The sequence below is a fragment of the Corallococcus sicarius genome (assembly GCF_003611735.1).
Taxonomy (GTDB): Bacteria; Myxococcota; Myxococcia; order Myxococcales; family Myxococcaceae; genus Corallococcus; species Corallococcus sicarius.
This window is the reverse complement of sequence record NZ_RAWG01000274.1, coordinates 1-13,147: the sequence shown is the minus strand read 5'-3', so window position 1 is coordinate 13,147 and position 13,147 is coordinate 1. Positions and strand designations below refer to the sequence as shown.

The 13,147-nt window shown below is 70.9% G+C and carries 14 protein-coding genes; 6 read left to right on the top strand and 8 right to left on the bottom strand.

What is annotated here, in order from left to right:
- Together D7X12_RS31615 and D7X12_RS31610 are read left to right on the top strand one after the other, a co-directional pair.
- Positions 1-828: alkaline phosphatase PhoX (locus tag D7X12_RS31615; protein WP_120628965.1), on the top strand; the 828-nt coding region annotated here is incomplete at its 5' end.
- A 210-nt stretch (positions 829-1,038) separates the two neighbouring features.
- Positions 1,039-2,394: a porin gene (locus D7X12_RS31610; protein ID WP_120628964.1), complete on the top strand. Its 1,356-nt coding sequence runs from the start codon at positions 1,039-1,041 to the stop codon at positions 2,392-2,394.
- Between the two features lie 25 nt (positions 2,395-2,419).
- On the opposite strand, the gene D7X12_RS31605 is transcribed toward D7X12_RS31610, so the two are convergent.
- The 5 genes from D7X12_RS31605 to D7X12_RS31590 are packed head-to-tail and all read right to left on the bottom strand — an operon-like array spanning position 2,420 to position 5,016.
- Positions 2,420-3,763 carry a phospholipase D-like domain-containing protein gene (locus tag D7X12_RS31605; protein ID WP_158620157.1) on the bottom strand — a complete coding sequence of 448 codons (1,344 nt, stop codon included), beginning with the start codon at positions 3,761-3,763 and terminating at the stop codon, positions 2,420-2,422.
- A complete protein-coding gene (locus D7X12_RS31600) occupies positions 3,753-4,277 on the bottom strand; it encodes a phospholipase D family protein (protein WP_120628962.1) in 525 nt (174 codons plus the stop codon). Before D7X12_RS31600 ends, D7X12_RS31605 begins: the two co-directional genes overlap by 11 nt.
- Positions 4,274-4,567 (bottom strand): hypothetical protein, encoded by a 294-nt coding sequence (locus tag D7X12_RS31595; RefSeq protein WP_120628961.1) that lies wholly within the window; start codon positions 4,565-4,567, stop codon positions 4,274-4,276. Before D7X12_RS31595 ends, D7X12_RS31600 begins: the two co-directional genes overlap by 4 nt.
- 12 nt (positions 4,568-4,579) lie before the next feature.
- Positions 4,580-4,756 (bottom strand): hypothetical protein, encoded by a 177-nt coding sequence (locus tag D7X12_RS43095; RefSeq protein ID WP_158620156.1) that lies wholly within the window; start codon positions 4,754-4,756, stop codon positions 4,580-4,582.
- A complete protein-coding gene (locus D7X12_RS31590) occupies positions 4,756-5,016 on the bottom strand; it encodes a hypothetical protein (protein ID WP_147443859.1) in 261 nt (86 codons plus the stop codon). Before D7X12_RS31590 ends, D7X12_RS43095 begins: the two co-directional genes overlap by 1 nt.
- A gap of 116 nt (positions 5,017-5,132) precedes the next feature.
- Between D7X12_RS31590 and D7X12_RS31585 the strand changes: the two genes are divergently transcribed.
- On the top strand, positions 5,133-6,014 hold the full coding sequence (locus tag D7X12_RS31585) for a hypothetical protein (protein WP_244224896.1): 882 nt from the start codon (positions 5,133-5,135) through the stop codon (positions 6,012-6,014).
- Here the strand turns inward: D7X12_RS31585 and D7X12_RS31580 are convergent.
- Both D7X12_RS31580 and D7X12_RS31575 read right to left on the bottom strand, forming a co-directional pair.
- Complete coding sequence (locus D7X12_RS31580) at positions 6,002-9,601, bottom strand: HYR domain-containing protein (protein WP_120628958.1); 3,600 nt, start codon at positions 9,599-9,601, stop codon at positions 6,002-6,004. The genes D7X12_RS31585 and D7X12_RS31580 overlap by 13 nt on opposite strands.
- Before the next feature lie 65 nt (positions 9,602-9,666).
- Complete coding sequence (locus D7X12_RS31575) at positions 9,667-10,224, bottom strand: nuclear transport factor 2 family protein (protein ID WP_120628957.1); 558 nt, start codon at positions 10,222-10,224, stop codon at positions 9,667-9,669.
- A gap of 85 nt (positions 10,225-10,309) precedes the next feature.
- On the opposite strand from D7X12_RS31575, the gene D7X12_RS31570 reads away from it, so the two are divergent.
- Genes D7X12_RS31570 through D7X12_RS31560 form a run of 3 tightly spaced genes read left to right on the top strand, consistent with a single transcriptional unit; the run spans position 10,310 to position 12,749 of the window.
- Positions 10,310-11,089 carry an alpha/beta fold hydrolase gene (locus tag D7X12_RS31570; RefSeq protein WP_120628956.1) on the top strand — a complete coding sequence of 260 codons (780 nt, stop codon included), beginning with the start codon at positions 10,310-10,312 and terminating at the stop codon, positions 11,087-11,089.
- Positions 11,089-11,880 carry a ZIP family metal transporter gene (locus D7X12_RS31565; RefSeq protein ID WP_120628955.1) on the top strand — a complete coding sequence of 264 codons (792 nt, stop codon included), beginning with the start codon at positions 11,089-11,091 and terminating at the stop codon, positions 11,878-11,880. Before D7X12_RS31570 ends, D7X12_RS31565 begins: the two co-directional genes overlap by 1 nt.
- 59 nt (positions 11,881-11,939) lie before the next feature.
- A complete protein-coding gene (locus D7X12_RS31560; RefSeq protein WP_120628954.1) occupies positions 11,940-12,749 on the top strand; it encodes an SDR family oxidoreductase in 810 nt (269 codons plus the stop codon).
- A gap of 6 nt (positions 12,750-12,755) precedes the next feature.
- Here D7X12_RS31560 and D7X12_RS31555 read toward each other — a convergent pair whose 3' ends face one another.
- Entirely contained in the window at positions 12,756-13,001 is a 246-nt protein-coding gene (locus D7X12_RS31555) for a hypothetical protein (RefSeq protein WP_120628953.1), read from the bottom strand.
- Positions 13,002-13,147: the final 146 nt, after the last annotated feature.

Here is a 13,147-nt window from a genome sequence, read left to right as displayed (position 1 = left end):
CAGTTGCTCCGGGTGCTGGACAGGATGCGGGGGGCGTACCGCATCCTGTCCAGCACCCGGAGCAACTGCGCGGGTGGGCCCACGCCGTGGGGGACGTGGTTGTCCTGCGAGGAGTACAGCGGCGGCCGTGTGTGGGAGTGCAACCCGATGAGCGCCTCGCAGGGCACGGTGCGTCCGGCGCTGGGCACCTTCGCGCACGAGGCCGTGGCGGTGGACCCGGTGGACCGGCGGCTCTACCTCACCGAGGACAGCACCAGCGGGCGCTTCTACCGCTTCACGCCCTCCGCCTGGCCCGCGCTGGGCACGGGCACGCTGGCCGTGGCGAAGGTGACGGGGGATCCGCTCACCGGCGCCACGGTGAGCTGGGTGACGGTGTCCGCGTCGCAGCCGGCGTCGCAGCAGTCCAATGCCTCCCAGTCCACCGTGTTCAACGGCGGAGAGGGCTGCTGGTACGACAGCGGCTGCGTCTACTTCACCACCAAGGGCGACAACCGCGTCTGGGCCTACACGCCAGCCACGTCGAGGCTGGAGCTCATCTACGACGACAACCTCTACCCGGGTTCGCCCCTGACGGGCGTGGACAACGTGACGGTGTCGCGCTCGGGCGACCTCTACGTGGCCGAGGACGGCGGCAACCTGGAGATCTGCCTCATCACCCCAGACCGGGTGGTGGCACCGTTCCTCCGACTGGTGGGGCACTCCGCGTCGGAGATCACCGGCCCGGCCTTCAGCCCGGATGGGAAGCGGCTGTACTTCAGCTCACAACGCGGCACCACGGGCTCCAGCAGCGGGGGCATCACCTTCGAGGTGACGGGCCCCTTCCGGTGAGGCGCTGACGCTCCGCGCCCCCGCGGCATCCGGAGGGCCTCCGATACGATTCTGTGACGTGCGGTGGGCAGCAATGTGACACGCAGAAGGCCCCTGTGACGGTCCTGCAACAACCCCCGTGGGTGCGTTGCCGGACCCGATTCAGTCGGGTAACGACGGGGCAACGTCCAGGCCCGGCGCGCACCGCGCCACCGACTTGCCCGACCCGTCATGCCCTCCACCACGACCTACCGCAACGTCCTCCAGGCCCTGCTCTCCAGCACCACGCTCCTGCTGGCGCCCGTCGTCCAGGCCCAGCAGGAGGAGGCTCCTCCCGCGCCCGTGGCCGAACCCACCGAGCCTGCCGCACCCGCGGCTCCGGCCACACCCGCGGAGCCCGTGCCTCCCGCCGCCGCGCCCGCGGCTCCGCCCAAGGAGGGGGAGCCGGAGAAGAAGAAGGACAAGCCCTGGTACGAGACCATCCGCCTGCGGGGCTACACGCAGATCCGCTACAACCGGCTGCCCAGCTTCCGGGAGAACGACGCGCTCATCAACGACCAGGGCGACCGGTTCCTGGGCAAGGACAACGGCTTCGGCATCCGCCGCGCGCGCCTCATCTTCTTCGGCGACGTCCACGAGCGCGTGTCCATCTACCTGCAGCCGGACTTCGCCTCCGTCATCGGGGACCAGTACCACGTCGCCATCATGCGGGACTGGTACGCGGACATCTCGCTCGACTCGAAGAAGGAGTTCCGCTTCCGCGTGGGCCAGTCGAAGGTGCCCTTCGGCTTCGAGAACCTCCAGTCCAGCCAGAACCGGCTCGCGTTGGATCGCAACGACGCCGTCAACAGCGCGCTGAAGGACGAGCGGGACCTGGGCGTGTTCTTCTACTGGGCGCCCGCCGAAATCCGCGCCCGCTTCAAGCACCTGGTCGACAGCGGACTGAAGGGCTCCGGCGACTACGGCGTGGTGGGCCTGGGCGTCTACAACGGCCAGACGGCGAACCGCCCGGAGAAGAACAACACCCCGCACGCGGTGGCCCGCGTCACCTGGCCCTTCCTGTTCGGCTCGCAGTTCGTGGAGGTCGGCGCGGGCGGCTACTACGGCCGCTACAACCTCAGCGCCACGCCGCGTGAGGGTGCGCCCTACGCCGCCGCGCGGGGCAGCGACATGGTGGACGCGCGCGCCATCGTCAGCCTGATGATCTACCCCCAGCCGCTGGGCTTCATGGCCGAGTACAACGTGGGCCGCGGGCCGTCCCTGGGCGAGGGGCCGGACGAGCAGTTCCGCATCGACAGCCGCAACCTGAGCGGCGGCTACGCCCAGCTCATGTACAAGCTGGACAACGTGCTCGGCGTCTCGGTCATCCCCTACGTGCGCGGCACCCTCTACAAGGGCGGCAAGAAGTTCGAGACCAACGCCCCCCGCTACGACGTGCGCGAGCTGGAGCTGGGCGTGGAGTGGCAGCTGCTCAAGGCCCTGGAGCTGACGGGCGCCTACCTCATCGCGGACCGCACCTCGTCGCGCTACCCCTACGTCCAGGAGCAGGGACACGTGACGCGCGTCCAGCTCCAGTTCAACTACTGAGCGACGGCGGGTGGACCGCCCGCCGTCACCCGGGGCGGAGCGTGGCCTCCGGCGCGTCAGCAGCCCGCGACCTCGTTGATTCCCCACGGGCCGCATCCTTCCAGAGCGCCTGGAAGCGCGCGTCGAACCGCGTCCCCAGCTCCTCTGAATCCAGGTACACGCTCGTCTCGTCGTAGCGGGTGAAGGCGCTCAGCGTCCAGTTGTGGCTGCCCATCACCAGGTGCCTGCCATCCACCAGCAGCCCCTTGGAGTGCGTGAGCCGCGCCACCGTGTCGTAGCGCACGGGCACCTGCTTCGCCTTCAGCGCCTGGTACGCCGGGAGGTTGATGAGGCGGGAGTTGTAGACATCCCCCTCCGCATCCCGATCCAGGATGACCTGGACGTCCACCCCGCGCTCGTGCGCCGCGATGAGCTGCTGGAGCAGGGCCTGCGTGGGATAGCGCGCGTCCACGTACCGGAAGAAGAAGAGGACCAGCCGCACCGAATGCTCCGCCCCCGCGAGCACCTTCGCCACGAACTCCGGATACGCGCCGTGCCGCAGCAGCACTCCCGCCCGCGCCGGGCCGGTGGTGCTCTCATCGAGGAGATGCGCCCGCTCGCGACGCTCCCGCTCGGCCCGCACCGCGCTGGCCCGCGTGAAGCCCAGGCGCCGCGCCACGCCATACGGGTGCTCCCGCACGTCCCGGAGGCAGTCCTCCAGCTCCACCAGCACCTGCTTCGCCGGCCCCCCTCCCTGCCCCAGGCGCCACAGGAATGAGCCCTCGCCGCGCGCCATCCACTGCACGTACCGCTCGAAGGAAGGCTCCCGGACGAACGCCTCCAGCGCCTCGCTCCGGAACACCGGCCGGGGCCCTCCCACGGTCACCCGCGCCCGGAGCTGCTCCACCCCCTGCGCCCCCAGGCCCTCCACCCGCACCAGCTCCTCCACCGCGAGGAAGGGGCCGTGTTCGCGGCGGTGGTCCACGATGCGTGCCGCCAGCACCCGGCCGAGCCCCGGCAGGGCCTCGAGCTCCTCGGCGCTGGCTTCATTCACATCCAGGGCCTCCTTCCATTGGCACGGCGTCACGAAGGGCAGCGCCGGGCCGCGGCTCCCCGACTCCCGCGACGGAGCGCTGAAGCGCGGCCTCGCGGCGCCCTCCTCCACCGCGCGTGCGTAGTGATTCACCCTTCGCTGGAGCACCTCACCGGCCCGCCTCAGGGCGAACGCGCGCGCCTCCTCCTCGCTCAGCGCCTCGTCTTCGGCGATGGCACCGCCATGCGCCCGGCTGAGCTCCATCAACAGCTTCGCGGCCTGCGCCAGCTCCGGCGGCTCCCACCGCACCTGCGCGGACCAGCTTCGCACCATGGGTTCGAACCACTCAGCGCGCATGCGACCCCTCCTCCACCTGCACGCCCCCGGCCCAGAGCTGTTCGAACTGCTGTCCCAGCCCCACCGCCAGCTCCGACGAGCGCACGGCCAGCGAGTCCTCCTCGCCCAGGTGGAAGGCCGCATGCGTCCAGTTGTGGCTGCCCACCAGCAGCAGGTCGTCCACGAGCACGAACTTGCTGTGGGTGCTCACGTGATGCGCGGAGTGGAAGTGGCGCACCGGCAGTCCCCGGTCCTTCAGGTAGAGCGCCGACGTGGTGTTGGCGATGTGGATCTCCGGCGTGTCCGACACGCCCACCAACACCCGCACGTCCACGTTCCGCCACTGCGCCCGGCACAGGTGTTCCACCAGCCCGCGCACCGAGCGCAGCGGATCCTTCAGCACCCGGGGGTCGATGATGAAGACCGAGACCCACAGCCGCTTGCGGGCCCGCTCGAACTGCTCCAGCGCGAAGGGCAGGTAGTCCGCATTGCTCAGCAGCGTGGCGCCCGCGACCGGGAAGGACTCGAAGCTCATCGTGCCCCCGGCGTGAGTGTCTCCAGCCGCTCGCGCAGCCCCTGTTCGTGATGGCGCCAGGTGAGGAGCAGGCGGCGGCTGAAGGCCTGATACGCCACCAGCGCCAGGGAGATTCGCGTGGCCGCCGTCCTCGCCTCGGGCGTCTTCGCCCGCGCGGCCAGCCCACTCATGAGGCCCTCGCCCCGCTCCTGCCAGGAGAGCACCGCGAGCTGCTCGTTGATCAGCAGCCGGTGTTCGTCCAGCAGCTCTTCAATGGCTTCCACCCGCTCCTGCTCAGGCGTCGGGGGCATGGGGTCTCCTTGCTAGGGGCTGACGCCCTCTTCGAGCAGCCGCCGGAGCATCTCGTCGAGCTGCCGCTCCAGTTCCTCCTCGGGGCTGGAGGGAAGATAGGGATTGCCGAAGTCGAACAGGTCGATGGCCGTGCTGGAGCCTTCGAGTTCGAGCTGGTCCGCGAAGTTGCCAAGGTTGGGATAGGGCATCAGTGGACCGCCTCCTGTTCGGGCAGGTACGCGCGCACGGTGGCCGCGACGAGCGCCTCCAGCTCCTCGCGGGTCCAGGCCCGCGTGGCCGCGCGGAAGAAGCGGCGCGTGACGGGGTCCACCACCTCTTCCCAGGCATACAACTGATCCAGCCGGTGCTGGATGAGCTCCTCACGCGTCATCGTCTTCGCCATCCGCTGGAGTTCCTGCGTGAGGAGTCGCTCGAAGCGGGGCTGGAGGGGGACCACCAGGAGTTCCATGGAGGGAAGATGGGGCGCCCCCACCGAAGGTCGAGAGACCGACCTGTTAGAGGCCTCCCTGCCCGGCCACGTCCAAAGGGCAGGGCGTGGGCCCCCTGCCGCAAATCCGTGGCGCCATGACGCGCGTGTCAGGACTCAACGGCTCACGGCGGCGCGAAGCCCCATTTCCTCCCGACGGCAGCCTGCCCGGCATGGTGGTTGCGTATGCAGTGCACCACCACGAGGGGGACGTGACGATGCCGCGCTTCATCTGTCTGTTCATGCTGTGCCTGGCCCTGCCGGTGTCTTCCGCCCGGGCCGGGGAGCCCGTCACCGAGCCGCCCGAGGCGTCGTCCCAGGGCTGGTTCGAGAACCCCACCCGCTCACGCAGCATCTTCAGTCCCTCCGCGCTCCCGCTGCATGCGGGAGAGGGCTTCATCGGTCAGCAGGCCATCTTCATCACCACCGCGGAGGTGGGGCTCAGCGAGCGCTTGTCGCTGAACGCGGCCTCGATCCTTCCCGTCACGCTGATCGCGAGCGACTCGAAGATCCACTTCACCCTCATGGCGGGCTTCAAGTGGACGCTTCCGCTGACGGAGCGGCTGCACCTGGCGTTCGGCGCGCAGGGCGGCATCGTCAACAGCGACCTTCCAGGAAAGGGGGACCTCCGTGGCGTCGCGGCCTCCGGCATCCTCACCTACGGGACGGGCGACGGCCATGTGTCGCTCGCGGTCCAGCCCCTCATCACCTGGGGCTGGAAGGGAGACTCCGCAAGGCCGATGGTGATGCCCACGCTGGGGGGCTTCGTCCGCCTGGGGGAGCACTGGGGCCTCGCGGGGGAGGCCGGGCTGTCACCCATCGCTGGCGTCAGCGACAGGTTCGCCTTCACGACGGCGGGCGGGCGGGTCATGGGCCGGCACTGGTCCCTGGACCTGTGGCTCCTCGCCGGGAAGGAGCTGCGTGCGAACAAGGAGGTCTCCGTGATTCCCGGAGCCTCCTTGCTGTTTCACTGGGGCTGAGCCCGCCGCCGCCGAGAGAACCCCACGAGCGCGAGCAGGAGCAGGGGGAGGCTCGCCGCCGTGCCGGAACCTGAACCCGAGCACCCGCAGCCGGAATCCGAAGGCCCGGGGTCCACGCCTCCCGGCGGAGGCGTCCCGTTTCCACCCGTGCCGGCATCCGGGGCCGTGCCCGCATCGGGAATGACTCCCGCATCCGTGCTCGTGCCTGCATCCGTGCCCGTGCCTGCGTCGGTGCCCGCATCCGTGCCGGTGCCCGCATCCACTTCGACCCGCGCGAGCACCGTCACCTGGAACTGACAGGTGGCGCTGTTGCCCGCCGCATCCATCGCCTCGGCCTGGACGACGTGCTGGCCCACCGGGAGCACGGAGGCGGGCGTCACGGTGATGACGGGAGCGGCGTCAATGGCATCCATCGCCGTCACACCATAGGCAGGCGTGGCGCCCTGGGTGACGATGAGGTCCTGTGGGCACGTCACCTGGGGCGGCGTCAGGTCGCGCCGCACGGTCACCGTCCGGGTCGTGACGCCCCCGATGGAGGACGCGGTGCAGGTGAGGGCCTGCCCCGGGGTATCGCTCGTCACCGTCACCGGCTCGCAGCCCAGGGTGCCCATCGCCGTGCCGGACTCACTGTCATTGACGGTGAAGCTCACCGAGACATCACTCCGGTAGAAGCCACCGCGCCCCAGCGTCCCTGACAGGGCATGCGACACCGTGGGCGGCGTCGTGTCCACCTCGACCGCGAAGGCCTCACGCCCCTCCGTCGCCGTCGTCGCGGCGAACACCAGCCGGCTCCCCGCGAACACGGGCACGCCCGGGGCTGAGCCGACAGGCCCCGGATTCGCGTCCCCCAACAGCGTGGCCGCGCTGGTACCCGGCAGGTACACGCGCGGCTCCTGGCCGGAGGCGCGGTCCGCCCCATTGAACAGCAGCGCGCCGCCCCGTGAGACGAGCCACGTCGCGCCCGGCGCCTCGGCGACCTTCACCGTGCCCGCCTCGGTGCCATCCGTCCGCACCAGGAAGGTCCCCTCCCAGTTGCGCAAGAGCAGGTACGGCGTGCCGTGGTGAAGGGCCGCCGCGACCAACGTGCTCGGCCCGGCACCTGGCTGGAAGTCGGTGATGCGGTGCGTTCCCGCCTGCGTGCCGTCCGACACCCACGGCTCGCGTCCGACGCCCGCCTCCGTCGCGGTGAAGAAGAGGAGCCCCCCTGCCGCCTGGAGGCTCTCGGGCGCGCGCCCCTGCGTCGCCGTCAGCGCCACGGTGCCGGCCGCCGTGGCGTCCGTGCGATTGAGCATGCCCCCCGCCACGAAGAAGGCGAGGTTGCCCGTGCTGGTGAAGGACTCCGGCCGCGCCGTCAGCTGCGCGACCCGGACGGTGCCGGAGGAGGTTATATTCGTCCGCCGCACCTCCCAGTACCCCGTCGAGCTATTCGCGTACGCGTACAGCAGCGAGTCGCCCACGGGGAACAGCCGCGGGAGGACCGTGGAGGAATTGTCGTAGTGCGAGGCGAACACCGTAGAGCCCGTCGCGCTCCCGGTGTGCGTCCACAGCTGGGAGTACGGACTCTCCCGCCAGAGGCCCACCAGCCTCGTCCCCACGGGCTTGAAGTCATACAGGGACTGCTCCCACATCTCCATGCCGGTGGCGGTGCCCGTCTCGGGGTCACCGACATACAGGCGGGAGTCGCTCTTGAACCAGAGCTTGCCGTTGAACAGCGTGAGCCCCGAAGGGCCTCCTCCGTAGGAGCTCGCACCCGGCAACGGAATGACCTCGCGGGTCCCCGCGGGGGTTCCATCCGTCCGGAAGATGCGGCCCCCCTGCGAGCTGTCCTGGTTCGGGACGAAGTACGCCGTCGCGCCCACGGAGAGGAACTCCCCCGGGTTTGAGTTGCCATTGTGCACCGGCATCACCTGGACCGGCGGCAGGTCGGTGACGGTGCCATCACTGAGCCAGAGCCGGGCCTGGTTGTCTTCCATCGCGCTGAAGAACAAACGGCCGAGCGGGTCGACGCAGAAGTCCAGGTGCAGCGTGGGGTCCACCGCCCTCACCCGCCGCGTCCCCGCGACCGTCCCGTCCGTCGCCCAGACCTCCTTCTTGCCCGCCACCGTGGCCAGGAAGTGCAGCCGGGCCCCGGTCACCACCAGCTCCGACAACGCGGAGCCCGCCGCGCCGGGGTTCAGGTCCCCGAGCGGGAGCGTGCCGTCCGCCGTGCCATCGCTGCCCCAGGGCTCCGCGCCCGTCACGCCATCGTCCGCGATGAACACGAGCGCCGAGCCCACCTTCCGCAGGTCCGTCCCGGCGGGCAGCTTCGCGGCGAAGGCCTTCACCTCCACCGTGCCGTCCGCCGTCCCATCCGTCCGCCACAGCGCGGAGCCGGTGTCCGTGTCCGCGATGAAATAGACGTGGTCGCCCAATACCGCGCCCCACAGGGGCGACGAGGAGACGGCGCCCGGAACGAGGTCCTTCACCAGCACCGTGCCCGCGGGCGTGCCGTCCGTGCGCCACAGCGCCATGCCCTCGGCGGAGGCGTGCCACCCGAAGAGGAGCTGCTCGCCGACCTTCCCCAGGAGCCGCGCGTAGGGCGAGGTCCCGTTCGAGGTCCCCCGCTTGAGCAGGATCGTGGAGTCCTCGGCGCCGTGCACGACGTACAGGGAATGCGTCCAGGTGGGGCCGGAGCCGCTGATGTTTTCGTAGAAGATGCGGTCGCCATCCACGCCCAGGAGGTGGTGGTAGGGGCTGCCGAGGCGGCGCGTGCCGGGCCCGGTGCCATCGCTGGTCCACAGCGACCAGTTGCCGCTGTAGCCCGCGTTGAAATACAGCCGCCCGGCGCGCACGAAGAGGTTCAATTCCAGGAAGTGCTGGCTGTCATTCACCGCGTAGACGAGGCCCGTCCCCTGGGACGTGCCGTCGGAGCGGTAGAGCTTGTTGCTGGAGCTGAAGTAGAGCGCATCCCCCACCACTTCGAGGGAGTCGACCTCGTGGTAGTTGTATTGCCCGAACGGGCTCTCCGCGAGCTTCCAGGTGCCGGCGTCCGTGCCATCCGAGCGCCACAGCTCCCAGGCCGAGGCGCCGTCATCGGCGATGAAATAGAAGACATCCTTCATCACCACCGCGGCAGGGGTCACGGTGAGCGTCGGTTCCGCCATGCCGTCGACGCGATGCGTGCCTTCAGCGGTGCCATCCGTCACCCACCACTTGAGGCCATGCACGCCGTCATGGAGCGGCAGCATCAACCGCGAGCCGAAGGGCACCGCCTTGTTGAACCCGGTGCCGCTCGCCGGGCCCGGATTGAAGTCACCCAGCGGGTGCGTGCCCTCCGGGGTGCCGTCCGTCACCCAGGGCTCGTAGCCGTTGCCGTCGGCGTTCCGGAAGACCGTCTTCCCGCCCACCACGCCGAGGAGCTGGGCATAGTCCTGGGAGTAGACGTTGCTCGTGCGGTAGTCCCCGAGCAGGACGGGCAGGCCCACGCCTCCGGCGAGCGGCGCCGCGGCGTGTGCCAGCGTGGGACGGGGAGAGGCTTCTTCCGGAACCGGAAGGTCGCAGGAGGCGAGGACGGGCAGGAGGAGCGCGAGCCCTGAGAGAAGACGCATGTTCCGCGCACTCTACCCGTCCTCGAGGGGGCGCAAACACAGCCACCCGGACGGTCAGGCCAGACTCAGGGCTTGGGCGCGGGCGCTGACTTCGCCGGAGCCACCGGGGCCACCGGAGCGGTGGTGGGCGTCGCGGGCTTCGTCTTGGCGTAGGTGGCGATGCGGTTCGTCACCTCGCCCATCAAGTCATTGGGGATGGGGACGGAGAGGTTGTACTGGGCGATGCGCCACCCGGCCGCCTCCTTCACCAGCACGCCGCTGCCGCGCGCGGGCCCCAGGTTGGGCGTGTCCAAGGCCTCGTCGAACCAGGCCGTCTGGCCATCCTTCGAGAAGAACACGTTGCGCGACACCGACTTGAAGCTCCACGCCTTGCCCTTCGTGAAGTACGGCTTCGCCCACGCCTGGAATTGCGTCACCGTCCAGCGCTCCGTTCCGTCGGTGCCCATGAACACGGCGTCCGGCGTGAAGAGGGAGAAGTAGCGCGCCTCGTTCGCCGCCGCCGCCGCGCGGTGCCAGTCATCCAGCACCGTGGACACCGCCACCTTGGGGTCGGCCGGGGCCGGGGCGGCTGGCGCGGCGGGGTTCGCTGCGAGCGTCAGCAACAACAAGGAGACGGAAGGCACCGGTTCACCTCGACGGAAAGGGGGTTCGCGGTATGAAGCGGCACGGCAGGCCTCCGGTCAAGGCACGCGAAAAGGCGGTGGTGACATGGTGCTCGAAAGCTTTCAGGTGGGCACGGGTGACGTGTCCACGGTGTTGCTGCACGGCTTCCTCGGCAGCGGTCGCAACCTGCGCTCGCTCGCCGTCGCCTGGACCCAGGCGGACCCGCGCCGCCGCATCCTCCTGCCCGACCTCACCGGCCACGGCCAGTCCCCCGCCCTGCCCCCGGACGCGGACCTGTCCACGCTCGCCCGCGACGTCGTGGACACGCTGGACGCCCAGGGCTTCACCGGCGCCGTGGACTGGGTGGGCCACTCGCTGGGAGGCCGCGTGTCGCTCGCCGCGAGCCTCCACGCCCCGGAGCGCGTGAAGCGCCTCACGCTGCTGGACATCGCCCCGGGGCCGGTGCCGCTGGACCTGTCGGAGAGCGGCTACGTCCTGGACATCCTCCTCCAGGCCCCGCCCCGCGCCGACAACCGCCGGGCCCTGCGCGCGGACCTCACCGGCCGGGGCCTGTCGGAGGGCCTGTCGGACTGGCTGCTGATGAACCTGGAGCCCGACGGCGACGGCGTGCGCTGGCGCTTCGACCGCGACGCCCTCTTCCGCCTCCACAAGCGCGTCAACGGCGAGGACCTCTGGCCCGCCGTGGAGCGCCCCGTACACCCGCCCGTGCGCTGCATCCGGGGTGGCCGCAGCCGGTACGTGCCGGAGGAGAGCGCGCGACGCATGGAGGCCGCTGGCTGCCCCGTGGCCGTGCTCCCGGAGGCGGGCCACTTCGTCCACGTGGACAGCGCCCAGACCCTGCTCGCGTGGCTGATGGCCGGGTGATGGACTCCCAGACCGTCCTGCTCGTCTTCATCGCCGTGGGGCTGGACGGCCTGGCCGGACTCGCGGGCGGCGCGCTGTCCGAACGTTGGTTGCGGCGGCACCTGCCCGCGCTGGTGGCCTTCGCCGCGGGCACCCTCCTGGCCGCCGTGTTCCTGGAGGTGCTTCCGGAGGCGGTGGAAGCCATCGGCGACACCGCCTTCCAGTGGGCCCTGGGCAGCTTCGTCACGCTCGCCCTCCTGGAGTGGGCCCTGGGCCATCACCACCCCGCCGACACCGCCGCCGGACAGGCGCACGCGCACGGCCATGCCCACGGCCATACCCACACGCATGGCGCGCCCACCCTGCCCGCGGCGCTGCTCGCGTCGGACGCGCTGCACAACGTGGGCGACGGGGCGGCCGTCGCCGCCGCCTTCCTCGTGTCTCCCAACGCAGGCTTCGCCACCGCGCTCGCCGTCATCGTCCATGAGCTGCCGCAGGAGGTGGGGGACTACGCCCTGCTGCGCGCCGCGGGCTGGTCCCGGGCCCGCTCCCTCGTCGCGCTGGGTGGCGTGCAGCTCACCGCCATGGTCGGCGCCGCAGCGGTGCTGCTGGGCACGCGGCACCTGCCCTCGCTCCAGGGCACCGTGCTGGCCATCGCCGCGGGCTCGTTCCTCTACATCGGCGCGGTGGACCTGCTGCCGGAGCTGCGCCGGGGCCCGGACTCGCGCCAGCGCGTGGGCGGCTTCCTGTGCGGCCTGCTCCTCATCGCCGGCCTCTACTTCGCGGAGCGCGTCCTCGGCGTCCACGGCTGAGTGCATCGCGTGGAGAAGGGGATGCAAGCCCTCGACGCGCCAGGAACGCGCCTGCGAGGATGCGGCCCATGCAAGGAAAGTCCGTGATTGTCACCGGTGCCTCGGCGGGCATCGGCGAGGCGCTGGCGGTGGCCCTGGCGGCCCGGGGCGCGAGCGTGACGCTGGCGGCGCGCGATGCGCGAGCGCTGGAGCGCGTGCAGGCCCGGTGCGAGGCCGCGGGCGGCAGGGCGCTCGCGGTGCCCACCGACGTGGGTGACCCGGAGGCGTGCCGCCTGCTGGTGGAGCGCGCGGTGGCGGCGTTCGGCGGCGTGGACGTGCTCGTCAACAACGCGGGCATCACCATGCACGCGAGATTCGAGGACGTGAAAGACCTGGGTCTCTTCGAGCGGCTGATGCGCGTCAACTACCTGGGCGCGGTGCACTGCACCTTCCACGCGCTGCCTCACATCAAGGCGCGCAAGGGGCTGCTCGTCGCCATCTCCTCGCTGACGGGCAAGACGGGCGTGCCCACGCGCACGGGGTACGCCGCCAGCAAGCACGCCATGCAGGGCTTCTTCGACTCGCTGCGCATCGAGCTGCTGGACACCGGCACGGACGTGCTCGTGGTGTCGCCGGGCTTCGTGGCCACGGAGATCCGCGCGCACGCGCTGGGCGCGGAGGGCCGGCCCCTGGGGACGAGCCCCCGCGACGAGCAGGGCGCCACCATGGACGTGGACACCTGCGTGGCCCTCATCCTGCGCGCCATGGAGCGCCGGCAGCGCGAGGTGGTGATGACGCTCACCGGCCGCGTGGGACAGGTGCTCAAACTGGTGGCCCCCGGGCTGGTGGACCGGCTGGCCGCGCGCGCCGTCCGCGGCAAGCAGGCCTGAGCCGCGCTACTTCGTGTCCATCTTCGACACCATGCCCCACAGGCCGTCGAAGGTGGCGTTGCCCACCTGGTGCAGGCCGAAGCCCCAGAGGAAGGCCGTCATCCACGCGCCGGAGCCGCCCCAGGTGGGGGCGAAGACGTCCAGCACCTGGAGCCCCAGCAGCACCGCGATGATGGACATCATCCCCAGCACCGCGAGCTCCACCTTCCACAGGTCGCGCGACCTGGGCAGGGGAATCCAGTCCAGGTTCACCAGCGCTTCGGCGCCCGGGGGAGGGCTCCATCGGCGGGAAGGAGCTGCCGGGCGGCTTCACGCCGGAGGAGTGGGCGCAGCTGCGGGCGCAGGTGGGCGAGAAGCTCATCCGGGCGCGCGCGCGCAAGTCGGCCAGCGTGGACGAG